Raw genomic sequence first — 22,760 nt, 5'->3', positions numbered from 1 at the left:
GAGGTGCTAAACGCTTTGTTGCGCTAATCGTTATTAAGCACGAGCTTAGCGAATAACGTTCCTGCCTCTGCATAAAATACGACGTTATTTGTATTGCACGACATTGCCTTCATTGCCGGAGCGTTCAATGATTCTTTACCATCGCGGGGCTGCGATTCAGCCCTCGGTGACCCGGCGTGGTCATACGTATATCGCGCGGGTTTCATTGCTGGAAGAGGACGGCGAAGCGACCTCGCTCGGAGACCTTGGCGAGTTCGCCAACTACGACTGCGCTTATGCCTTTGCGGTGCGCTGTGCAACAGCCTTTGTCGATGGACAACCTATGCCGCGCTCACCATTCAACGCGTCTCTGTTGCGCGCGTCCTGAGACTGTTCAGCGGCGCGGACCATGAATGTGACTGGAGAAACGGAGGGTGCATGCGGTTCGAATATCGCGGATTCAACATCGAATGTGCTGCCTTGCTTGGCGGCGCTGGTTTCGCTGGCCGCGCGTCGGTCTGGCGTGTATCGAATGACCGTGACGAGCCATTTGAGTCAGGCACGTTGAAATTATTCCCGACATCGTTGCAAGCCATCAATTACGCGCGCGTTTGGGCTGAGATATGGTGCGACACGCAACTTGATACGGCCCGTCCAGTTGCAATACTAAAAAGACGATAACGTTCTTGGTTTATCGGCAACACGCGCATCCGCCCGTATGCCGCATCCCATATCCTCCACCAGACTCCGCAGCTTCGCCTGACAGGGACGGTGCGCTCACGACAACCCGCTGCGCGGTTAATCCGCACCGAGGGCAAGGGATGGCGTCATTGCGTTCGGCTATACGTCGCGCGGTTTCGAAGTGGCCGCATTCCGGGCATTCGTAGTCGTAAACGGGCATGGTTTCAAGGGCAATAAGGCGGTGTGCTGTAGGAATGGGACTCAGATCCCCTAGCGTAGCTTCTCCGGCGAATATCGGGAAGTAGTGCAACCGGCGTTGCGGTAGTGGAATGTGAGTTGCTGTCTGTATGATTATTGCCAACAGATAGGAACGCATCATGACTCAGACAGAACGCGAGAAAACCAGTGGCAAGCCGTTGGGTGACGCCGGATCGGGCGCGAGCGGCGGTGGTTCCGTCGGCAATCTGCCGGGTGCGGCCGCGACGGGTGGTGACGCGCGGCAAGGTGTGCGTTCGCCCGACGTACCGCTGCAAGAACCCGATCCGAGACTCGCTACCGCCGAAGCAAAACGAGAGACGGACGCGGCCAGGCGCCCGCCGACGCCCATGGAAAAAAATAATTACGCTCAGGCGGACGAGGCGAAAGGCCCGGCTTCGTCCGAAGGCGATTCAGCCAACAGCCCAAGGCCCCAGACCGCGACGGAGGCGGCGTTGCCCTCGACCATCGAGAAGAATCCGCGTCCGAAGGAATAAGATGCGGATCGGCGCGTGCGTTTGGACGCTTTTATTTTTGGCCGAACGAAATACCGCGCGCCGCCAGATTCGCGTATAGCGCGCGCACGCCGAAGGTCCATGGCGTGATCTCTTCCGACCGGCGCACTGTATTCACCAGCGCGCCGAGCGCCGGCGCCGAGATGATCACGGCGTCGCCCATGTGATGCGTGAAGCCGCCGCCGGGGGTATCGCGGTCCTTGATTGGCGAGAACATGGTGCCAAGGAACAGCATCAAGCCGTCGGGATACTGGTGATGCGCGCCCAATGTCTGCTGGACCAGGTCGGCGGGATCGCGGCTGATCTCGCTCATGTGGCTGATGCCGTCGAGCGTGAAGCCGTCGTCGGCGCCTTCTATTCTTAATGACACGCTGGCCTGACGGACCGAATCGAGCGTGAATTGCCCGTCAAAGAGGCGGACGAACGGCCCGATCGCGCATGATCCGTTGTTGTCCTTCGCCTTGCCGAGCAGCAGTGCGCTGCGGCCTTCGATGTCGCGCAGGTTGACGTCGTTGCCCAAGGTGGCGCCGACAATTTTTCCGCTGCTGTTCACGGCCAGAACGATCTCGGGCTCCGGATTGTTCCACATCGACGTGCGATAAAGCCCGATGTCAGCGCCCAGGCCAACAGACGACATCGGTTGCGATTTGGAAAATACCTCGGCATCCGGGCCAATGCCAACTTCCATGTATTGCGACCACGCGCCGCGCCGTTCAAGTTCCGCCTTCAGCTTCGCGGCGCTTTCCGAGCCCGGCACGATCTTCGAAAGGTCCGCGCCAATCAGCGTGTTGATTGTCTCGCGGACTTCCTTTGCCTTGCTGGCGTCGCCGCCCGCCTGTTCTTCGATCACGCGCTCGAGCAGGCTGACCGCGAAGGTCACGCCGCATGCCTTGATGGCTTGCACGTCGCACGGCGCGAGAAGCCTGAGCCCGGCCGATGCCGGATCGAAGCTCGCGCGCACGAGATCCTCGACCGTTCCCAGCAATTCGCCTTCGCCATTGCGCGCAATTTCGAGTGCATCGGCGCGTTCGAACAGATCGGCTGTGGTGGGCGCGATATGCGTAATGTCGATAACCTGGCCGCCGCGAACGCAGACCACTGATGGCCCGTTGACGGGCGACGGGCGCCATACACGGCCGATAAGCACGGCACGATCGGGGTCATCGGGAAGGCAGGCGGATGGAGAGAACGAGGCCATGAATTTGAGTCCGGGCTAGTGGAAATCGGGGCCTTGATCGTATTATCGGGATATCGGGTTGTCTATTATGATGTAGATAATTCCAACCTGTTGGACATAATAAGAATGGATAAGATGAAAAACGGCGCCGCCGAACGCCCTTACGAAGTGCCCGCGTTGCGGCGCGCCAACGACGTGCTCGACGTTCTCGCCAACGCGCGCGTGCCCGTGCGTGCGTCGGCGTTGCATGAAGCGACGGGTCTGTCGCGCAGCACTTTGTATCTGTTGCTGGACTCGCTTGAACGCCAGTTCTGGATTGAAAAGCGGGGCGACGGCTACATCATTGGCGTGAAGCTGTTCGAACTGGGCAGCGCCTTTGTTCGTCACGATGGTTTTCAGGCAGCGTTCCGGGCGCAGGCGGCGGCGTTCGTCGCAACGCACAACGAAGTCGTTCAACTCGCGACGCTCGATGGCCGGGACGTGGTGTACATCGCCCGCGAGGATTCACGCCGGGCGGTGCGGCTGGTATCGGATCTGGGGTCCCGGCTGCCGGCCCATTCCTGCGCGCTTGGCAAGGCTTTGCTCGCAACGCTCCCCGATGAACAATTGCTCCAGTTGCTGCCCGACCGGCTCGCGGCAGCAACGCCGCGCACCATCACGCGGCGCGCAGCCTTGCTGCGGGAACTGGAACGCGTGAGGGAAACGGGACTCGCGAGCGAATGCGAGGAAGCGGCGGCCGGGCTGACATGTTTTGCGGCGTATGTTGGAGAGACGCCGCACGGCAAGCGGCTTGCGGTGAGCACCAGCGTGCCCACGGGCCGCATGGACGCGCGCCGCGAGAAACGCATTTGCATCGCGATCGCGCGTATGGCGCAGCAGATCGGCGCGAATTGCGCGCAAGCCTGAGCGGTTCTGGAACGACTGCACCCGCGATACCCCTTTATTTGCAAAGGTGATTTCGATGCAGGGCGCTTCTGCGCCCGCCATCCGCTCCCTAAAGTGGCGTTACCCCATGAACATCCACTCGAAAGGAGCTCACCATGCTGAACAAAACCTCCCCCGCCGCGCTTGCCGAAGCATCGTCGGCTACGGATGACGCGCAGTACTTCGAGTACACGTCGTCGGCGAATCCGATCGGCGCAAAGCTCATTTCGCGCGTCCCGTTCCGCAACTTTTCGCCGTCGCTCTACGCGGATGGTGCGACGCGTATCGTGCCGCTGGATTTGTCGGCGGAACTGAAGTGCCCGAGTCCCGCGACCGGTCCCGGCCTCAGCGCAAATTTCGTGCGCATCAACGCAGGCGATCAACTCGAATTCGCGCCCATCGCAACCTCGCAGGTTTGTTATGTGATCCGCGGCGCGGGCAATGTGACCCAGGGCGAAACGAATTTCCCGTTCGCAGCGGGCGATTTTTTTACGCTGCCCGGGGGCGAGGCCGCCAATCTCCGCGCCGATACCACCGCCACGTTCTACTACGTGAACGATGCACCGTTGCTGACCTATCTTGGCGTGAGTTCTGTGAAGCCGCGGTTCGCCGCGACGCTCTATCCGGCGGCGCGGGCGCAGGCCGAATTGCGCAAGGTGAGGGATGACGCGAACGCCAGCCGGCGCAACCGTATCAGCGTGCTGCTTGGCAACGTTCATTTCCCGCAGACGCGAACGGTTACCCATACGCTTTGGGCGATGTTCGGCGTCGTCACGCCAAAGTCGGAGCAAAAGCCGCATCGGCATCAGTCGATTGCACTCGACTTCATTGCCGGCTGCGAGCCGGGTTGCTACACGCTCGTTGGCACGGAACTGGATGAGAACGGCAAGATTGCAAACCCGACGCGCGTCGATTGGGAACCGGGCATGGCGTTCGTCACGCCGCCAGGGTACTGGCACGCGCACTTCAACGAATCGGATGGCGATGCTTATGTGATTCCGATCCAGGACGCCGGGTTGCAGACCTACTTGCGCACGCTCGACATCCGCTTCGCGCGCTAAAAGCATAGGTATGTCACAGGGCGAGTCCGTCGTCCCAGTACGGCGGCTCGCCGATCACTTCGGCGAGGAAATCGACAAACGCCCGCACCTTGGACGACACGATTTTCTTCGGCGGATACACCGCCCAGATTGCCGGCTCGGCGCGTCCCGTGCGCGCCTCCCAATCGCCGAGTGCGGGTATCAGACGTCCATCGCGCAACGCCGTTGCGGCAAGCCATGTAGGCAGCAGCGCAAGACCGCAACCAGCAAGCGCCAGTTGCAGCACGGCATCGGAATCGTCGCCGCGAAAGCGCCCTTTCAGTTCCACAAGCACTTGCTCTGGTGCAGCAAGGGGGTTCGCACGCCGCGTGAAAAACCATTTGTCGTCGGGTTGCAGCGCGAGACGCAGCGATTCGTGATGCGCGATATCGCCGGGTTGCGAGGGTGTACCGTGGCGCTCGAAATACGCCGGGCTTGCGCAGACAATCCGCTTATGCGGCGCCAGCCGCCGCGCCATCAGCAGCGAATCGGGCAGGGCGCCTATCCGCACCGCGACATCGATACCACCTTCGATCATATTGAGCGTTTCATCTGTCACGACGAGATCCACGCCAATTTCCGGATAACGCTGCATGAACGACGGCAGATGCGGCACCACATGCCTATGCCCGAACGCCACGGGCAGGGTGATGCGCAGCGCGCCCTGCGGCGTCTGGTTCAGCGACGACGTGAGTTCACGGGCGTCGTCGAGCGCCTGCAACGCGATGAGCGCATGTTCGCGGAACACGCGGCCGCCCTCGGTGAGCACGAGCCCGCGTGTGGATCGATTGAAGAGAGCGATGCCGAGATCCTTTTCCAGCTCGCTCACATAGCGCGATACGGTCGACGTCTTGACGCCCAATTCGAGCGCCGTCTTGCTGAAGCTTTCCCGTTCGGCTGCGTGGACGAACGCGCGTACCGCTGCGAAGTAATCCATGGATTCCTGCTTTTGCCTGGAGCGTTTTTCTGGGAAACGCCAAGACTAAAGCAAAAACCTGTTCTGGACCTTACAACCGCGCTCGCAACTCTCCCACGTGGCCCAGCGTGCGTCAGAACTTGGCCCGCACGCCCGCGCCGAAGGTGTCGCCCGTCGATTGGCCGGTGATACGGTCGTTCATGTAGGCGGCGTAGAGGTCGGTGCGCTTGGACAAGGGATAGTCGTAACCGAGCGCCCAGGTTTGCCGGGTCTGATCGAGTCCGCCCGCGTCGCGCGAGTACGCGTAGGAGGCCATCACGGTCCCTGGGCCAAGCGGAACCGTCACGCCGCCTTGTGCCGTGTTGATATGAAAGTTGCCGGTGCGCACCGTGTTGTCGGTGTACATGTACTGGCCGAAAAGCTTGACCACGCGAAGGTCGTAGGACGCGCCGAGTTGCGCCACGGCCTGGCTCTGCATGCCGGAAACCAGCGAACTCAGGTCGGCGGGCTGGGTGTTGAAATTGACATATTGATAGACGCCGGTTGCCGCGAACGGTCCGCTGAAATACAGGAACTGCCCGCTCACCTTATGCTGGCCCGCCTCGCCGGCCTTGTTGCCAAAGGCGTACATCGCTGAGCCACTCAGGCCGTGGTAGTCCGGAGTCGCGTACGAGATTGCGTTGTCCCAGCCCGAATCGCCCACCACGCCCTGGTCTGTCGTATAGGCCGGAAACGTGCCGAGGCCGAGGAACACGTGGTAGACCATCGGCGAGAACGTGTATGAATCGGCGAAGGGATTGAAAAGGATGGTCGAGACGAAGAGCGACGTGGTGAGCCGGCCCGCGGTCACCGTTCCGTAGGGTGACTGGATGCCCACGTACGCGTCGCGCGAGAAGAACGAGTCGCCATCGAAGCGGCCGTAGGCGCCGTTCTGCGGACGGAAGAAGTCTTCGAGCGCGAAGATCGCCTTGTATCCGCCGCCAAGGTCCTCTGCGCCCTTCAAGCCCCAATACGACGTGGACATGCCGCCGCCGCCCAGCGTCCAGGCGCGCTCGCCGCCAGGAAACTTCTGCGCTCCGACCCAGGCGTCCACTTGTCCGTAGAGCTGCACGCTCGATTGCGCACTGGCCTCGCCGCTGCACAACATGCCGGTCGCCAGCACGGATAAAAGCGCCTTTGCGCCCTTCGATGCAAAATAAAAACGGGTGTTCTTCACGCATTCCCCCGAACAGGAAAGTGCAGGCGAACGAACGCGGAACGCACCGCGCGGTGGGGATCGGTCGTTCGAGCCTGCGTGAAAGCAAAAAAGCAGCGCCAGAAATCAGGCCGCGAGCGGATAACGGAAGCCATCGCCCGAGGCACTGCGTTCGTAGACCTGTTCCCCGGCAACATACGTGGCCTTGATCGCGCGGTCGTCGCCGAGTGTCATCAGCACGAAAAGCTGTTCCACGATGTCCTTGCAATAGCCCGAGCGGAACGACATCAACGGCGTCGCCTTGCGGTCGAGGATCACGAGATCGGCCTCGTATCCCGTCGCGACAGTGCCGATCCTGTCCTGTAGGTATAACGCTTCCGCCCCGCCGCGCGTGGCGAGGTAAAACGCCTGGATCGCGTTGAGCTTGGTCTGGTTCATCTGCGCGACCTTGTAGGCCTCGTTGAGCGATTGCAGTTGCGAAAAGCTCGTGCCCGCGCCCACGTCGGTGCCGAGCCCGACGCGCACCGGACGCTTCGGGTTCTTGGCGTCGAAGAGACGGAACAGGCCGCTGCCAAGGAAGAAATTCGATGTCGGACAATGCGCGAGCGCCGCGCCGGTCTGGTGACAGGTACAGAAATCGTCTTCCGTGAGGTGAATGCCGTGCCCATAGATGGAGCGCGGCCCCACGATGCCCGCGTGCGCGTAGACATCGAGATAGCTCTTGCGCTGCGGGAACAAATCCATGACCCACGCGATTTCATCGACGTTCTCGCACAAATGCGTCTGCACGTAGGCATCGGGCGTTTCCTTGAGCAGGGTGCCGCAGACGTCGAGCTGGGCGTCGGTGCTGGTGGGCGCGAAGCGCGGCGTGATGCAGTACAACTGGCGCCCGCGCTTGTGCCACTTCGCGATCAGGTCCGAGCTCATGGAATAGGCAAGCTCGGCGGTGTCGAGCAACGCCGCGGGCGCGTTTCGATCCATCAGCACCTTGCCCGCGACCATGCGCGTGTTGAACCGCGACGACTCCTCGAAGAACGCGTCCACCGAGCCGGGATGCACCGTGCAATAGACGGCCGCTGTTGTCGTGCCCGAGCGCAGCAGTTCGCGCAGGAACACCCGGGCGATCATGTCGGCGTGGTTTTTATCGGCGAAATTCTGCTCGGCGACGAACGTGTACGTGTTGAGCCATTCAAGAAGCTGCTCGCCATACGCGCCGATCATCTCGGTCTGCGGATAGTGGATGTGTGTATCGATAAACCCGGCCGAGATGATCGCGTCCGGATAGTGCTGGACCTGCGTTCCCGCCGGCAAGCGCGCCGCGACTTCGGCGGCCGGTCCGACATCGGTGATCCGGCCCTGGTCGATAACGACGATCGCGTCGGGAATATGGACGAGGCATTGCTCGGGCGACTGAAGAAACGGGTCGCCGCTGAAGGTCACCACATCGGCGCACAAGGCTTTGAGTGCAGTCATGTCGAGTTCCTGGAAGTGTGCCGGCCGTGAAGCCGGCTTCGTGTGGAAGGAGGCAGTCGGCAGCAGGAAATCAGCGTCGCCGGGCGGGATGCGATTCCTTCATGATCAGCGCAAGAACGAACGACGCGATCAGCGAGTAGGTAATCGGCGCCGCCGAATATTCCGCGATAGCGAGCGTGTGGTCGGTCAACCCGGCCGCGACGCCGGACACCACTCTCGAGCCGGGCGCCGCAATCATGATGCCGCCCGCGATGAACGCGAGACCGTTCACGAACGCCGCCGATGTGCCGATCAACTGGGGCGGGACGACGTCGGCGGCGCTGCTGAACGTGAGCATGTGCGCGGCGTTCGCGAAGCCGAACAGGAAGTTGAGCACCATCGCGAACGGAATCGATATGGACGGCAGGTACAGCAGCGCGCCGAGGCACGCAAGCTGCACGGCAATGCCAATCACGATAGGCAGCTTGCGCCGCTCGATCCTGTCGGAAAGCGCGGGAATGACAAGGCATCCAGCCGCCAGGCCAAGCCATAGCAGTGAAGAACTGAACGCTGCCGTGGCGGGGGAAGCACCGCGCGTTTGCATGAGCATGGGCGTCCAGACCACGCCGCCCGCGAGCATGCTGCCGAATAACGCGGAGCAGATCAGCGCCGAGATCCAGACGTGCGGAATCTTGGCGACCTGGAGCAGGGCGTCCAGCACGGAATGAATGAATGCGACAGGGCCTCCTGCGCCGGACGACTCCACAGGTGTCGGATTTTTCAGGAAGAGGAACGCTAGCACCGAGAGCACGATGCCTGCCGCGCCGACGAAATTGAACAGTTCGCGCCACGGCATCTCGCTCAAGCCCCATTGCAGCGCATTGACCGAAAACGCAGAAGACAGCGAGGCGCAGAACTGCACCAGCCCGAACATGAAGTTAAAGCGCCCCATGCCGAACCACTGCCCCCCTATGTAACCCGCGCCCACAAAGCCGGTGCACGCGCCCACGGCCATCACGAACTGGGAGACGAGCAGCGTGCCATAACTCCCCGCGTTCGCGAACAGGAACACGCCGGCTGTCACCAGCACGACCGATATGGGCAAAACCTTGTGCGCGCCGAGGCGGTCGAGCAACGCCCCTCCGAAGAACTGGCAGATCGCGAACACCCATGTGTAGACCGCCGCAATGGTGGCGACCTGTTCCACACTGAGCGACGCGCTTTTCTTCACTTCCGGATTAACAATCGAATACCCTGTTTGCACGCTGAAAAGATAGATGACGAACGCCACGGACAGCGCCCAGATCCACCAGGCGCGCGGACCGCCAAGTTGAAAAGATGCAACCGGTGTTTGTTTCGATGAAACCGTGTTCATGGACTTTCTCCAGGCGAAAAGCAACTCCGCGATCGATTGATCGCAATTTGAAAATGAATCAAGGAATATTCCGGAGCTTCACGCCGATAAGGCGGCGAATTAATCACAAAGACGGCATTGATTACGGATTTTTCATGAGCGAATTAATATGCGATACGTTGCTTCTTGTTGAACGGTACGCTTCATGTGGCGCGCATACACGCTCGTGCTGCGGGTTCGAGCGGTTGCGTACGGAGCGGTTGGGAATTCGCCTAACTTAACAACTGGCCCGCGCTTCTACAAGCTTTTAATTTTAAGGTTGACGGGAAAGGTTGAAGTGGCTTGGTTTATTTTAATTGTGGGGTAACTGGAAGCGTCATGCCGGGATTCGATTGTTTTAATAATTGGATATATCGAACCGGTTAATATTTGTTCAATGCCATTTTTCATGGCTCGACAAAAAGCCCGCAATAGCGGGCTGTAAAATCGATACTGATTATCAGTCGAACTGGCAGGTTCACGCCGCCGATAACGACCTTTCCAGCGCCGCAACGCCGGCCGGAAGATCGACTGGAACGCCGAGATCGACCATCGTGCGGCCGAGCGCGTGGATGGTACGGAACAGATGATGTTCGCGGCATTGTTCGCCCATTTGCCCGATTCGTACAATCGGCGCGCCGAACGAGCCCGCAATCTCCACGTGATGTTTGCGCGAGATGTGCGCGCAGATATCGGCGCCGGTCACGCCCTCAGGCACCTTTATGCCGACAACCGAGTTCAGGCGGCTTGCCTTGGGCACGAACAGTTCGAGCGACATGGCCTCGACGCCCGCCTGTAGCGCCGTTGAACATCGCAGATGCCGCGCAAAACGCCGTTCCAGCGTCTCCGCGCACACGAGGCGCAACGCTTCGTGCAATGCCAGCACGCCCGAAACCGGCGCGGTGTAGTGATAGGACGCGTTGTGCCAGAAATTGGCCGCCAGCGACGCATCGAAGCACCAGTGCGTAGGCGGAACGGAACGCGCCGTGATGCGCTGCCACGCCTTTTCGGAGAATGCGAGCAGCGACACCCCCGGAATGGACGAAAGCCCTTTCTGGCCGCCAGTAATCACCGCATCGATACCCCACGCGTCCATGGGCAGCGGCATGGTGCTGAGCGTGCACACCGCGTCGACCACGACCAGCGCGCCCGCCACCCGCGCCACGCCGGCAATGGCTTCGAGGCTGCGATTCCAGACTGTATTGGACGTTTCGCCATGAACGATGGTGACGATTTCCGGCCGGAACCGTTCTATAGCCTCGGCGACCTTCACGGTATCGGCGGCGGTGCCGTCATTGACCTTGAGCGTCTCCACGACCGCGCCCGTGCGCCGCGCCATCTCCGCCATGCGCTCGCTGAAAAACCCATTGCAAATGCTGAGCACGCGCGAATTCTTCCAGGCCAGATTCGTGATCGCCATTTCCATCGCGCCCGATCCCGGACCCGCCACGCCCATCACCCATTTCGATTCCGTCTGGAACACATAGCGCGCCATCGTCTTCACCTGGCCGATGACCGCCGCCATGGTCGAGCCAAGATGATTGATCACGACGCCATTGGCTTTCGCGACCGCGTCGGGGATCGGCACGGGGCCAGCGCCCATCATGAGGAGCGGCTCTTCAGGCAGTATCGACGAAAGCGGCAGCACCGAAGGGCAGGCCACGCTGAATGCACTGGACGCGCTAAAAGACGGAATTCGATCGTTCATTTCGTTTTATCGGCTTGTTGAATGGTTATGGTGTTCCGCCCCGCGACGCCCGCAGCCGTTCAGATTGCGCGCGATCGGCGCTGGCCCAGGCGCGCCAGCATCCAGTAAAGCGACAAGGCAAAGCGGCGCGTGCTCGAAAACACGGGCGCCGATGCCAGCACAAAGCGGCTGCCGGATTCCGATGCGCTGATCCAGACCTTCGATCGCGGCGCGAGTTCCAGTGTATCGCCTGCGCGCAGCCACCAGTCCGCAGTGTCGCCCTCAATGGTAAGCCACACTGTTCCCCGGCACACAGTCAGGGTATGAGGCCGATCAATCAGCCAGCACGCTGGCGCTTCGCTGGGTTGCTGTTCCAAAGTGCGGATTTCACGCATGTCGTTCTCCCATCCTGGCCGCTCACAAAGAGACGGCTCTTGACGGCATTATTTATTTAAACTCCAATCTTGAAAATGTACAGTCACGAACAGTTGTGCCGCACTGTTCAGTAATTTTCCCTGCACACTTCAAGAGATCAGACCATGGATCCCGCCACCGACATCACAATCAATGCAAGCAGCGGCGTTCCCATGACCGACCAGCTCGTATCGGGAATCACGCACCTGATCCGCACGCGTCAGTTGCTCTCGGGCGCAAAACTGCCGTCGATTCGCGCGCTGGCGGCGAGCCAGCAGATCAGCCGTTTCCCGGTGATAGAGGCGTACGACCGGCTTTCGTCGCTGGGAATGATCGTGCCCCGGCACGGCTCCGGATTTTTTGTCGCGAACCATATGGGCGGTGAGGACGCCGGCGGCGGATCGGATCCGCGGCTGGCCGAAGAGGAATCGAACCAGATCCTGCAGCAGTTCAACTATCCCGGCGAGACGCTGAAACTCAGCAGCGGTTTCGTGCCGGAAGCGTGGCGCGACCTGGAAGGCATCACGCAGACCGTGCGGCAGGTCATGCGCACGGATCCGAGCAGCATCGTCGACTACGCAATGCCGCATGGCGACGCCAACCTGCGCCTGCAGATCCAGATGCGCCTCGCGATAGTTGGCGTAGAGGCGGATGTGTCGAACATCATTGTCACGAGCGGCGCGAGCCAGGGCCTCGACCTGGTCGTGCGCTTCATGCTGAAGCCCGGCGACACCGTGCTGGTCGAAGATCCCGGCTATTACAACCTGTTCGGCCTGCTCAAGCTGCAGGGGGTGAAGATTGTCGGTGTGCCGCGCCTGGCGAGCGGGCCGGACGTGGATTTCGCCGAGCATCTGCTCAAGAGCATCAAGCCGAAGCTCTTCTTCATCAATACGGTGTTTCATAACCCGACCGCGACCAACGTTGCGCCGCAAGTGGCGTTCAAGTTGCTGCAACTCGCGCAGCAGCACGACTTCACCATCGTGGAAGACGATATCTACGCCGACTTCCAGGCAACGCCCACGCAACGGCTCGCGTCTCTCGACCAGCTCGATCACGTGATTTATCTCGGCGGGTTATCGAAGACGTTGTCGTCGTCGCTGCGCATTGGTTATCTTGCCGCGAAGCGCGAGCTGGTCAAGGATCTCGTCGATGTAAAAGTGCTCACCAGCCTTGGCGGTTCGCGTTTCAGCGAATGCGTGGTGGCGGCGCTGCTTGAGCGCGGGACCTACCGGAAGTATCTGGAACGGTTGCGACGAAGGATCCGCGACACGTTATCGACGGCGGTGCAGCGGCTCGAGCAACACGGCTGGGAAGTGTTCGATGAACCCAGCGGCGGCAATTTCGTCTGGACGCGCGTGCCGCATGTCGACGATTCCATGGTGCTGGTCGAGCAGGCGCTCAAGTTCGGGATCACGCTTGCGCCAGGGAGTTACTATCGGCCGAACGGGGAGGCGTCGCCCTGGGTGCGGATCAATACGGCTCACGCCGACGACCCGCGAGCGCTGCGTTTCTTCGAGCACATGGCGGGTTATCGGGGAAAGCGCTAGACCTTTCTTGCGTGTTCCGTGGTCACGGCGCGCTCTTCGTCGGTGGCAAGGCGCGCCACCGGCGCGGGTTCGTCGATCCACGCCGTCAGCAAGGTGGACGTGACAGCAAGAATCACCGGCCCGATAAACAGCCCGACGATTCCGAACGCGAACATGCCGCCGAGCACGCCGGATAGAATCAGCAGCATGGAGAGATTGACGCCGCGTTTGATCAGCATGGGCCGAAGGAAGTTATCGAGCATGGCGACCATGACAGACCACACCAGCAGCAGGATGGCGGCGAGTTGCGAGTCGTGCCAGAAGAGATAGGCCACGCCGCCAAGCAAGGGCAGCAAGGGCCCGATCTGCGCGAGACACAGCATCAGCATGACGGCAGCCAGGATGCCGGCTGCAGGCACGCCCGCGATCCACAGGCCAATCCCGCCCAGCGTGGATTGCACCACAGCCGTCACGACGATTCCCAATGCCACCGCGCGAATGGCGAGCCCTGCGAGCTTGACCGCTTCGGCTCCGCGCTGGTTTGCGAGCCGTGTGGCGAAGCGCGTGACGAACCGGGCTGCGTGGTCGCCCTGGCTATAGAGAATGCCCGAAATGATGATGGTCACGAACATGTGGATCACGAACACGCCGACTATGGCGGCATGGCCGAGCAGCCAGCGCGCGGCGATGGTCACATACGGTTCGAGCCGCGCCAGAATGCCGCCTGGGCCGGAGTCGGACAAGGTTTGCCATTCCTGCGCGATCCGATGGCCTGCAAGCGGGATATCGCCAATCCAGCCGGGCGGCGGCGGAAGCGCGTAGTTGGGCAGGCTCTTGATGGCGGCCATGATCTCGCCGCCGTGCAGCGCAAGGGTGGAGATCGCCTTGTAGAGCGGCAGGACGATCACGATCACCAGCATGATGAGCATGATCGCGGTCGCCGCCCAACGGCGATTGCCGCAGCGGCGCTGCACCGCGAGCATGACCGGCCACGTTGCGACCACGATGGTCGTCGCCCAGATCAGGCCCGGAATGAATGGCCGAAGAATATAGATGCTGCCGATCATCAATCCCATGAGGATCACGATCACGAGCAGATGTCGCGCGATATCGACTGGCTGGCGTGGGTTCACTTGGTACTCCCGACTAGGTTTTGCCAGCATTGTGCCTCAATGCCTTTAAGCCGCCGTCTTAATAACGAACGCCGTGATTGCGGCGTCCAGCATTTCCGGACATTGCTTGTGCGGAGAGTGACCGCAAGCGGGCAACTTCACGAGCTTCGCGTGCGGCGCATGCGCTGGAATGATGTCGATCTGCGCCATCGTTGCATATTCGTCATCCTCGCCTTGAATTGCGAGAAGCGGGCATCTTATGGACGACAAAAGCCGGGTGATACTCCAGTGCCTGAACTCCGGGCTCAGCCAGATATCGTTCCATCCGTAGAAGGCCGAGTCGACATCGGCGTGATAGCGCGACAGCCGCTGGCGCAAATCGCCTTGCGTGTATTGAACGCTCGCCTGCCCGATTGCCGTCACCGACCGATCTTCCACGAACACATGCGGCGCAATCGCGATAACCCCAGCGAGCGAATCGGGGAACGCTGATGCATGGAGCAGCGCAATGGACCCGCCGTCGCTGTGCCCGATCACCCACATCCGGGCGCGCTCGGCGTGATCTATTCGAAGGGTATCGAGTAACGCCGGCAGCACGTCCTGCGCTTGAACGTGCAGGAAATCGACCGGCCATTTCGCGCCGGACTCACGCGGCGTGGATGCGCCATAGCCGGGCCGCGAATAAACCAGTCCGCGAAAGCCGAGCTGGTCGCAAAGCGCCTGCGGCCAGTCCTTCCACATGGTGATCGAGCCCAGACCTTCATGTAGAAACACCGCAATCGGGGCGTCCAGCCGGTCCTCGTTCAACCATCTATATTCAATCTTCAGCGCCTCGCCGTTCTTCGCCGGTATTTGCGCGAAGGAGGACGTGCTCGTGCGGGATGATTGCGATGCCAGACGATCCATGATTTGCGGCGGGAGGTTGGTGGATTGCTCGCCGGTTGAGGACAGCCGCCGGCCGCCCTCGCGTGGGCTCCGGCGCTCCATCAAAGCCGGCTCGCTGTGTTCAGCTAGTCGGCGGGGCGTTTATCGGCCAGGGCTCTCCGGCATTCGTCGAGAACACGCAGCACCAGTTCCGACTGGTAGTTGAGGTCGTCGCTATCGAGGATTTCTTCGACCGCGTCGCGAGCCCAGTCCGCGTCGACCAGTTCCGAATGCCGCTGCGCAAGGTCGGCCGCAATGGCCGACAGCTTGGCAATGGCGAGCCATTCGGCTTGTCGCTGATGTCTGTCGAGCCATTTGTGAGCAGCTTGCACATGGAAGGCCGCGGTGGGCCAGGAACCGTTGAGGTAATACGCGCCGAGGCTCCCGCAAGTGAGCCAGCAGAGCAATTCCACACGGTCGTTCGGGCCGAGATTGTGGCGTACATCGTTCATGGCATTGCTCACGAAGATGATTGATGTTTTCCGGAAGTTTCGATTCCGATAGGAAAACGATAGCACGCCACAGTGCAATGCGGAATTACCCATTTCCGCTATACGTGTGAGGCCTCGCAAAACTCCACGATGTCCGGGTTCCGGCAGCCCGTGATTCGGCTGCGCCCGCGACGGAGAGGAGTCAGGCGGCACACGTTACGTAACGACTGAAACGTACCGCAGGATGCTAGTGATGCGTGACAAAACGGGTAGCGGTTCCCCGATAAAAATCCGGAGCAGCCATGGCCATGGTGATTTCACCAAACGACGACTGCAGCAAGCTGATTTTTTCCCGCAGGTCGTCCAGCCGGCCAGCAGCGATGGTGGCCAGTTCGCGGACGTTGCGAAGCAGTTTTTCGCACAATGCCGAATACTGAGCCGCGACCGTATCCAGGAGGGCAGGCGACGGCGAACCAGGCTCGCCGGTGCTTGGGCCAAGCGATGCCGATTCGTGTTTCCGCGCGTTGCGCAGACGCTCCGTCGCCTGCGCGAATACTTCCACAGGCGCAATAGCGGTGCTGATGGACGCGTCGACTTCATCGAGCGCAGCTTTCAGGTCGAGCGCATTTTCTTCCACGGATACAGTCAGCCCCTGAATCTTTTGCGGGGTTGCCCAACCGTGCAGCACGAGGGTTTCGCTGGCGTCAACGAGTGCGGCGGTGATTGCGGATACTGCCTCCCGTTCTGTTTCAACGCGATATTTAAGCGCAGTGCATTCTGCAAGAACCGCGCTGAAAGCCGTCATATGTGTTTCTATCACTTGGATTATTGGCATGGGTGAAAGATAAAATGAATGATAGCAATTTGAGTAGATTTGACATTTTCAGAAAGAAACGAGCTGCTGCATAAAAAAGAAATTTCCGTTATGTAAAATGAAACGACTAATCAATCTATTTCATGTGCGCGATGCAGTCTGTTTTAAATATACTTCGAACCATGCGCGCAGGTTCGACGCTGTTCCCGTCCGGACCAGATTTTAAAGATGTACACAAACTGATTGTTTTGATCTGAAACTGAAATTCATTCTGAAATAGCGTACCGTATGAAAATGATGTTGCCGGTTCCAGCGAAAAATTAAAGGAAAAGTTTATTATTCACGGAATTGCGCAAGAAAGATTCGCCTGGAACTATGACAAAGCGAGATTATGAAACGGCGACATCCGATATCCCAATTCTAGGATAACAATTTCGGAGGTGAAACTAAATGTCCGAAACGGAACCTTAGTTTGCACGCTGAAATTGGACGTTTTTTTACTTTGTGCCACAACCAACGGCAAGTGGGCATGCCTCGACGACGGTTCGCATGAAAAAACGGCAAAAGAGCGCGCGGAATTGCTATTTAATTCCGCTTCATAGCCCGATTAGATGAACAATTCGGCCAAATTTCCCGGTTTTCCGCCTCGCAAGCGACCATGGTTATTTTGGGATATCGAACGGCTTTCTAATGAACGCTTGTTTATCTTTTCTCGTATCGCAATAGTCGCGTGAAAAGTCGGCCTGTGTTTTCGCAAAGGCGGGCCGCAACGGATTAGCGGCGGACAAAGCACAAGATTGCGTGCAGGACAAATTGCGCAACGTCTCGGCCTGAGGTCTAATTTGTGCTGAAAGCACCGGTCAGACCCAATATAAGGAGCAGGAAATCATCTACACGCTTCTTCATCGGACCACGCCTTGACGCCCCGTTTGCGAAGCATCTGGCGCCTTGCCAACTTGTTCGTTCGTGAAAGCCGCATAACAGCGTCAGCGTCTGGCCGGACCGAGCCGCTGCACCGCGTCATGCGCTCGTTAACCGCTGGCGTGCGCACTCATGGCGCCACCAGTCTGTCACAGCGCGCGCCCCTGCTTCAAAATCTCTCGGGCGTGCTGAGCATGGCCTCGGGTGTGCTTGCCCAGCATCCGGCGTTATCGGAGACAGCCGTGCGGGTTGCGCTGGCCGAACTGAATACATTGAAGACGCCATTAAAAGGTGCGCCGTTGCGGCACGCGCTTGACGCCGCATTGCCGCCCGGGCGCGCCGCTGCGTTGATCGAGATCGAAGAGGAACCCGAGCGGTGCGGTATCGCGGAGCAGACGCATCGAGCTTCCTTGCGGCCGAATGCAAACGTGGATTTAACGACCGGCACGGGAATCATGAGGCCGGCCCTCAGCGCCCGGATCACGCTGATTCGCGCCGATACCCGCGCGGAACTGGCACAGGACCTCGATATATCCAGCGCGGCGGCGCGGCTCGCCGAACGGTTCTCCCGCGAGGTGCGCGAGCAGAACGTGAGTTCGCTGATCACGCGCCTGGGCGACGCTGTCGAAGCGATGCTCGACTTGCGCCAACGCGCCGCCGATCAAAGTTTCCTCCGCTACCGCCTGCGTGAAGTGAACGGCGACGATCGCGTTGTCGTGCCCGAGGTGCTGTGGGATTTTTGCAGCGATACCGTACTGGTAACTCGCGCCGTGCGCAGCGTGCCGCTTTCAGACGTCGCCGCCTTGCGCGCGCACGGGATCGAGCCGGTCGATTTGATCGCCACGTGGATCGAGGCTTTCTTCGAGATAACGCTGGGCGAGGGCATCTATCACGCGGGGCTGGAGGCTGCTGGCGCGGCGGTCAGCATTGAACCGGATACGTTCGGCCGGCTGGTGCTCGACGGTGATTCGCCGCTGACGTTTTTTGCGGCTCACGAGCGCAGCTTCCTGGTAACCGGATCGGACGCACTGCTGCGCGGCGACCACAAGGCGGCAGCGCGCGAACATATGCGTCAGGGCGTACCTCACGCCCACGAAACCCAGCACGCGGTGCGTGTGGAAGCAACCTATCGCCGGGAAGCGGAGCGTTTTGCCGGCGATGCGCACCGCCACCGCACTGTCGCCGATCTATTTACCGCGCTTGGCAAGGGCCCGCTTGAACACACATTCGCCGATGCCCATACCGGCATTGCATCGCAGGCGGCGTTGCTGGCGCGATCGGCGCAGAGTATCGAGGAAATGGCGCAGCGGATTGCACCGGATATCGATGTCTGGCGGATTGCGCGGCGTGTGATCGTGCGCTTGGCGCTGGATCAATTCAGCTCGCACGGGTTGGTGGCGCAGGTGGTCAAGGAGGCGGTGCACTGGCCTCACGCGTTGCCACGCGTGCCGAATCTGCTGGCGCGCTGGATGGCGCGTCAAAACCGGCGCGGCCAGGGCGTGCGTCCGGATCACACGCCCTGATCCGGGCGGCGGGCGTTGGCCAAGGCGAGGAACGGGTGTTGCTCGATAACTCCTGAAACTTCAAACAGGAGCGAATCATGACTACAACCACGCCGCCACCGGATTCCCGTTCGTCGCAGTCCCGCAACATCAAGGCAGAACCGGGGGAACCCGATAAACGCAAGCTGACGCAAGATCCGAAGCAGACGGCCGAAGTGCCGCTGGGCAGTGGCGACGCGCCCGAGCCTAGCGGCACCGGCGGTTTTGGTTCACACAGTTCGGAGCCGGAAGGGGTATCGAAGGGTACTTCGAGGAAATCGGATTTGCCTGCCACTGATCAAGTGAGCAACAAACCTGAAAAATAATGTCCACGGCCGCTTTTCAGGCGGCCGCTGTGATTACAGGCGATCAGGGCATACCGCCCAATGAAGGCGAAATGATGCTGCCCGGTGCCAGATCATCCGGCTTGCTATCGTTTGCAGCACGCGTCGCGACCGGTGCGTGATTCGTGCTGCACGTATCGACGGATTCCTCGCCGACGCAGCGCATGAAAGCATCCGCGACCGTGCTGTCCGAAAATGTATAAACGGTTGTTTCTACCAGCACTTCTGTGTCAGATAACCGGTTTGCCGTGATTGCCATAAATTGCTCCCGAAGATGTTTGTTCTTTCAGGCAGCATCAAGCGGGCCCGATCCGTGGCCAGATAAAGATCAACTCGAAAAAAAACCGGCCGCGTCGTGAAGGCGCGTCCGGCTTATCCAGCAACAACCCGGCAAATAAATTACCGTTGCCGTGCCCAGATCGCGCCCAGCACGAACCCGATCGCACCGGCGACCAGCACGCCGTTGATCGGCTGTGCAATGACCGCTTCGCGCACGTTGTCGAGCGTCTCGCCGTAATTGCGTTGAATCGTGCCGAGCGCCTGACGCGCCTTGCCTTCCGCTTGCGTCGACGCATCGCCGGTCAGTCCGCCTACCGCATCCTGAACCTTGCCAACGACGGTTTGCGCCGCGCCTTCTACCTGATCCTGCACCATGGTGCCTCCCGTTCTATTGAAGCGGTTTATTGAAGAATCCGGCGTACCGGAGCGTTCATTTGAGCAGGGTTCGTGCCCAGGCGTCAGGACGGGACCAAAACAGCGTCAAGCCGGACCGATCAGGCGTGTGACAATCTCGATCAATGAGTCGATGGAAAGCGGCTTGCGGTGAGACTCCAGTCTGGGATGCGAGACGTCCGGTATGCGCGCGGCGGCGCTGGAGAGGACCACGGGAATCTGCGACAAGGTATCGTCGGAGGCGAGCGCGCGGCAGAGCGCGAGGCCGTCCATGGTCGGCATCATCCAGTCCGTGATGATCAGATCGGGCGGGTTTGCGCGCACGGATTCCAGTGCCAGCAAGCCATTGGACGCGGTGACGACCTGATAGCCTTCCATCTGGAGCACCAGCCTCCAGGTGGTCAGCAGGTCGAATTCATCGTCGACGACGAGGATCTTTTTCATGTCCGCGTGCCGGCGTCCTGTGATGACACGACCGGCGTGATCGTGCCGCGCGCCGATAACAGCCTGGTCGTGCCCACAGGATCATCGGTGAAATGCAAACCGTTTTCATCGATGATGAAACGGCGGATCGAGGAATCGTGGGCGGCCTCGCGCTGCTTGACGATCGAGACGATCCGGTACAACGACGTAGCGGTTTCGATATACCGCAACAGGACGATATTCTCGGTCATCGCCGACGCACGGATGGAACTGCTGTGCGTCACGTCACCGTACAGCGGCAATTCTTCGGTCAGGAGCGTGGTGACGCTTTCCTGGCGCAAACGATGTGTGAGCGCGTTCAGGAACAGGCCGAAGCGCTCCATGCGGTTCGCGGAGTCGTGGAATCCTTCGATGCCGTCGACCACGAGCCGCGACGCGCCCGTGCGCTTCACCACGGAAATCAGCTCGGCCGCGAGTTCGTCGATGGCGAGTTCCACTGCCGGACGCCATTCGAGGATCATGCGGCCGTCGGCAACCGCGTCGGCGAGCTTGATCGAGACCGATTCCGCTTTCGCGACCAGCCGCTCGGGCGATTCGTAGAAGCCGAAATACACGCAGCGCTCGCCACGCGCGAGACCCGCTTCGAGAAACTTCAGCGAAATCAGCGTTTTGCCGATACCCGACGGCCCGATTAGAGTCGTGGTCGAGCCCCTGACCACGCCGCCGCCAAGCATGGCGTCGAACTCGGGCAATCCGAACGCGAGTTTCGATTTCAGATCAGGCGCACCTTCGCGCAGTTTCGAACGTGCTTCCAGACGCGGGAAGGTCACCAAACCGTCGGCCGTGATCTTGAAGAAATGCCGGCCCAGCAGATGATCGCGGGCGCGCAGCTTGTGCACTTCGATTTCCCGGGCGCGCCGCATGCCTGTCGCGAACCGGTTCAACTCGACCAAGCCATCGACCAGCGTGTGTTCCGGATGCGGCTCGTTGCCCGACAGCGGTGCGAGGATCAGCGTCGTGCAGCCCGCCGCCGACACGAAGGCGCTCAGTTCGTGGATGAACTGCGACAGCTCGAGTTCGGTGGAACTGAATTCGCGCGCGCTGCGAAAACCGTCGATGACCATGAAACGCGGCCGGTTGGTCTTGATGGTCGAAGCAATCAGCGCCAGGAATCCGCCGAGGCCGTCGCGAATCAGTTCGTGATAGCCGGAAACGAAGAACATCTTGTCCGAAATGGCGTCCGCGTCATAGAACGACAGCGCCTTCAGATGCGACAGCAGCTTCGAATGCGATTCCGCGATCAGCGTGATGTACAGCACTGTATCGCCCTCGGTTACCCGATGAAACCCGATCTGCGTCGACAGGATGGTCTTGCCCGCGCCCGCCATGCCTTCTATCAGATACAAGCCGCCCTTGATCAGGCCGCCGCCGAGGATGTCGTCGAGGCCGGGCACGCCCGTGGTGACGGTGTTCGGATCGGAATCTGGCTGGGTAGGTGCGATTGCTTGATCGGTCATGAATATCTCGGGTGGCTTGGCCCGGTAACGGTGGCGCGTAAAACGTGATTATCGCCGAGAAGCCGCACGATATCGGTATTTGTAAATTTTTGCGCAATCGTTTTTGATCCAGCAGCGGCCGGCAAAGGCCCGCGGCACGCATTTCACGCGGCCGACGCTTCGCACAGTGTCCAGTTTATCGATGTTGTCTCGGAGAAATTAAGAACTCGCTCATGGTTCGCCGCGCGTGCCGATGGTCTCATCTTGGTTTGCGTACGCGTGTTGCGTCGACCTGACGCGCAGCCGCGTTCTTCCGTTCGTTTCACGCCTGTACGAGTCCGCAGTTCTCTGGCCGTTCGCGCAGGCATTCCTGCTGCGAGACCGCCAATGTCCTCACGTACAACGTCGTTGCGTTCCATCTTCATTGCCGCAAGCCTGCTCGCGCTTGGCGGTTTGGCCCACGCCGGGCCAGGCACGGCCGCGGCATCCATCGATCCGGGTATTTACTCCGGCGCGCCATTCGCGTTTCGGTCGGATCGCGCAATCTTGTCGGCTGTGCCTGACCGGACCGATGATGCCCGTATCTTTTCGCCCGTGAGCAATATGGGCGACATACATCCGCGTCAGCCTGATTCGGATCGTGTGCGTTTGCGCCACGATCTCTAAAGCGCGGCTTGAAACGTTTGAAGAATTTCTACGGGAGTTGCTAAAGAATCGCTTCAGGAATTGCTCCAAAGCATGCAGTGTTTCAAGTGACGAAGTAGATACAAAAAGCGGCCTCACGCATTTTCCGCTTTACCTTTTCTATCTGCCATAATTCCCGTGCTTTCGCATTCTTAATTGCGTTCAACCCGGAAATTCCATGAACTCCAACAAAACAACGAGAGGC

At 60.2% G+C, this 22,760-nt stretch carries 24 protein-coding genes; 8 read left to right on the top strand and 16 right to left on the bottom strand.

From position 1 onward, the window contains the following. The first annotated feature begins 127 nt into the window (after nt 1-127). The gene (locus tag ACRWA7_RS12170; protein WP_438391238.1) at nt 128-367 is read left to right on the top strand and encodes a hypothetical protein; all 240 of its coding nucleotides are present in this window, start codon (nt 128-130) and stop codon (nt 365-367) included. 303 nt (nt 368-670) lie between these two features. Here ACRWA7_RS12170 and ACRWA7_RS12165 read toward each other — a convergent pair whose 3' ends face one another. Then, nucleotides 671-880, bottom strand: coding sequence for an FmdB family zinc ribbon protein (locus tag ACRWA7_RS12165; RefSeq protein WP_438392771.1), 210 nt, complete (start codon nt 878-880; stop codon nt 671-673). Nucleotides 881-1,037: 157 nt separating this feature from the next. On the opposite strand from ACRWA7_RS12165, the gene ACRWA7_RS12160 reads away from it, so the two are divergent. Then, nucleotides 1,038-1,412 (top strand): hypothetical protein, encoded by a 375-nt coding sequence (locus ACRWA7_RS12160; protein ID WP_438391237.1) that lies wholly within the window; start codon nt 1,038-1,040, stop codon nt 1,410-1,412. A gap of 31 nt (nt 1,413-1,443) precedes the next feature. On the opposite strand, the gene ACRWA7_RS12155 is transcribed toward ACRWA7_RS12160, so the two are convergent. Next, entirely contained in the window at nt 1,444-2,628 is a 1,185-nt protein-coding gene (locus ACRWA7_RS12155; RefSeq protein WP_438391236.1) for a fumarylacetoacetate hydrolase family protein, read from the bottom strand. 105 nt (nt 2,629-2,733) lie between these two features. Here ACRWA7_RS12155 and ACRWA7_RS12150 point away from each other — a divergent pair, with 105 nt between their 5' ends. Both ACRWA7_RS12150 and ACRWA7_RS12145 read left to right on the top strand, forming a co-directional pair. Further along, on the top strand, nt 2,734-3,513 hold the full coding sequence (locus tag ACRWA7_RS12150; protein ID WP_438391235.1) for an IclR family transcriptional regulator: 780 nt from the start codon (nt 2,734-2,736) through the stop codon (nt 3,511-3,513). Between the two features lie 134 nt (nt 3,514-3,647). Beyond that, nucleotides 3,648-4,592 (top strand): cupin, encoded by a 945-nt coding sequence (locus tag ACRWA7_RS12145; RefSeq protein WP_438391234.1) that lies wholly within the window; start codon nt 3,648-3,650, stop codon nt 4,590-4,592. Between the two features lie 13 nt (nt 4,593-4,605). On the opposite strand, the gene ACRWA7_RS12140 is transcribed toward ACRWA7_RS12145, so the two are convergent. From ACRWA7_RS12140 to ACRWA7_RS12115, 6 genes are all read right to left on the bottom strand, one after another. Further along, nucleotides 4,606-5,547, bottom strand: coding sequence for a LysR family transcriptional regulator (locus ACRWA7_RS12140; protein WP_438391233.1), 942 nt, complete (start codon nt 5,545-5,547; stop codon nt 4,606-4,608). A 112-nt stretch (nt 5,548-5,659) separates the two neighbouring features. Continuing rightward, nucleotides 5,660-6,673, bottom strand: coding sequence for a porin (locus tag ACRWA7_RS12135; protein WP_438392770.1), 1,014 nt, complete (start codon nt 6,671-6,673; stop codon nt 5,660-5,662). A 174-nt stretch (nt 6,674-6,847) separates the two neighbouring features. Then, nucleotides 6,848-8,194, bottom strand: a complete 1,347-nt coding sequence (guaD, locus tag ACRWA7_RS12130; RefSeq protein ID WP_438391232.1) for a guanine deaminase — start codon at nt 8,192-8,194, stop codon at nt 6,848-6,850. A 70-nt stretch (nt 8,195-8,264) separates the two neighbouring features. After that, on the bottom strand, nt 8,265-9,548 hold the full coding sequence (locus tag ACRWA7_RS12125; protein ID WP_438391231.1) for an MFS transporter: 1,284 nt from the start codon (nt 9,546-9,548) through the stop codon (nt 8,265-8,267). 496 nt (nt 9,549-10,044) lie between these two features. Continuing rightward, a complete protein-coding gene (locus tag ACRWA7_RS12120) occupies nt 10,045-11,274 on the bottom strand; it encodes a pyridoxal-phosphate-dependent aminotransferase family protein (RefSeq protein ID WP_438391230.1) in 1,230 nt (409 codons plus the stop codon). A 59-nt stretch (nt 11,275-11,333) separates the two neighbouring features. Then, nucleotides 11,334-11,648 carry a DUF2917 domain-containing protein gene (locus ACRWA7_RS12115; RefSeq protein WP_438391229.1) on the bottom strand — a complete coding sequence of 105 codons (315 nt, stop codon included), beginning with the start codon at nt 11,646-11,648 and terminating at the stop codon, nt 11,334-11,336. A 144-nt stretch (nt 11,649-11,792) separates the two neighbouring features. On the opposite strand from ACRWA7_RS12115, the gene ACRWA7_RS12110 reads away from it, so the two are divergent. Further along, nucleotides 11,793-13,214 (top strand): PLP-dependent aminotransferase family protein, encoded by a 1,422-nt coding sequence (locus tag ACRWA7_RS12110; protein ID WP_438391228.1) that lies wholly within the window; start codon nt 11,793-11,795, stop codon nt 13,212-13,214. Here the strand turns inward: ACRWA7_RS12110 and ydiK are convergent. The 4 genes from ydiK to ACRWA7_RS12090 form a co-directional block, all read right to left on the bottom strand. Beyond that, nucleotides 13,211-14,326, bottom strand: a complete 1,116-nt coding sequence (gene ydiK, locus ACRWA7_RS12105) for an AI-2E family transporter YdiK (RefSeq protein ID WP_244164008.1) — start codon at nt 14,324-14,326, stop codon at nt 13,211-13,213. The two genes, ACRWA7_RS12110 and ydiK, sit on opposite strands and share 4 nt — an antisense overlap. 45 nt (nt 14,327-14,371) lie before the next feature. Continuing rightward, a complete protein-coding gene (locus ACRWA7_RS12100; RefSeq protein WP_438391227.1) occupies nt 14,372-15,211 on the bottom strand; it encodes an alpha/beta fold hydrolase in 840 nt (279 codons plus the stop codon). 104 nt (nt 15,212-15,315) lie between these two features. Next, nucleotides 15,316-15,681 carry a hypothetical protein gene (locus ACRWA7_RS12095; protein ID WP_060818542.1) on the bottom strand — a complete coding sequence of 122 codons (366 nt, stop codon included), beginning with the start codon at nt 15,679-15,681 and terminating at the stop codon, nt 15,316-15,318. Nucleotides 15,682-15,907: 226 nt separating this feature from the next. Next, nucleotides 15,908-16,465: a hypothetical protein gene (locus tag ACRWA7_RS12090; RefSeq protein WP_060818543.1), complete on the bottom strand. Its 558-nt coding sequence runs from the start codon at nt 16,463-16,465 to the stop codon at nt 15,908-15,910. Nucleotides 16,466-17,496: 1,031 nt separating this feature from the next. On the opposite strand from ACRWA7_RS12090, the gene ACRWA7_RS12085 reads away from it, so the two are divergent. Together ACRWA7_RS12085 and ACRWA7_RS12080 are read left to right on the top strand one after the other, a co-directional pair. Then, nucleotides 17,497-18,918, top strand: coding sequence for an AarF/UbiB family protein (locus tag ACRWA7_RS12085; protein ID WP_438391226.1), 1,422 nt, complete (start codon nt 17,497-17,499; stop codon nt 18,916-18,918). Between the two features lie 77 nt (nt 18,919-18,995). Continuing rightward, a complete protein-coding gene (locus ACRWA7_RS12080; RefSeq protein ID WP_438391225.1) occupies nt 18,996-19,262 on the top strand; it encodes a hypothetical protein in 267 nt (88 codons plus the stop codon). Nucleotides 19,263-19,305: 43 nt separating this feature from the next. Here the strand turns inward: ACRWA7_RS12080 and ACRWA7_RS12075 are convergent, their stop codons facing one another. The 4 genes from ACRWA7_RS12075 to ACRWA7_RS12060 all read right to left on the bottom strand — a co-directional run bounded on the left by ACRWA7_RS12075 (nt 19,306) and on the right by ACRWA7_RS12060 (nt 21,892). Continuing rightward, nucleotides 19,306-19,539, bottom strand: a complete 234-nt coding sequence (locus tag ACRWA7_RS12075; protein WP_060818546.1) for a hypothetical protein — start codon at nt 19,537-19,539, stop codon at nt 19,306-19,308. A 140-nt stretch (nt 19,540-19,679) separates the two neighbouring features. Continuing rightward, the gene (locus ACRWA7_RS12070; RefSeq protein ID WP_060818547.1) at nt 19,680-19,934 is read right to left on the bottom strand and encodes a CsbD family protein; all 255 of its coding nucleotides are present in this window, start codon (nt 19,932-19,934) and stop codon (nt 19,680-19,682) included. Between the two features lie 105 nt (nt 19,935-20,039). Next, the gene (locus ACRWA7_RS12065; RefSeq protein ID WP_060818548.1) at nt 20,040-20,396 is read right to left on the bottom strand and encodes a response regulator; all 357 of its coding nucleotides are present in this window, start codon (nt 20,394-20,396) and stop codon (nt 20,040-20,042) included. Next, nucleotides 20,393-21,892 (bottom strand): ATPase domain-containing protein, encoded by a 1,500-nt coding sequence (locus ACRWA7_RS12060; RefSeq protein WP_060818549.1) that lies wholly within the window; start codon nt 21,890-21,892, stop codon nt 20,393-20,395. The genes ACRWA7_RS12065 and ACRWA7_RS12060 overlap by 4 nt, the downstream gene beginning before the upstream one ends. Nucleotides 21,893-22,258: 366 nt before the next feature. Here ACRWA7_RS12060 and ACRWA7_RS12055 point away from each other — a divergent pair, with 366 nt between their 5' ends. After that, nucleotides 22,259-22,537, top strand: coding sequence for a hypothetical protein (locus ACRWA7_RS12055; protein ID WP_438391224.1), 279 nt, complete (start codon nt 22,259-22,261; stop codon nt 22,535-22,537). Nucleotides 22,538-22,760 lie beyond the last annotated feature (223 nt).

This window comes from Caballeronia sp. DA-9, from assembly GCF_051615025.1.
Lineage (GTDB): Bacteria > Pseudomonadota > Gammaproteobacteria > Burkholderiales > Burkholderiaceae > Caballeronia > Caballeronia sordidicola.
Note: the sequence above shows the minus strand (reverse complement) of the source record. Positions and strands in the feature narration are given on the sequence as shown.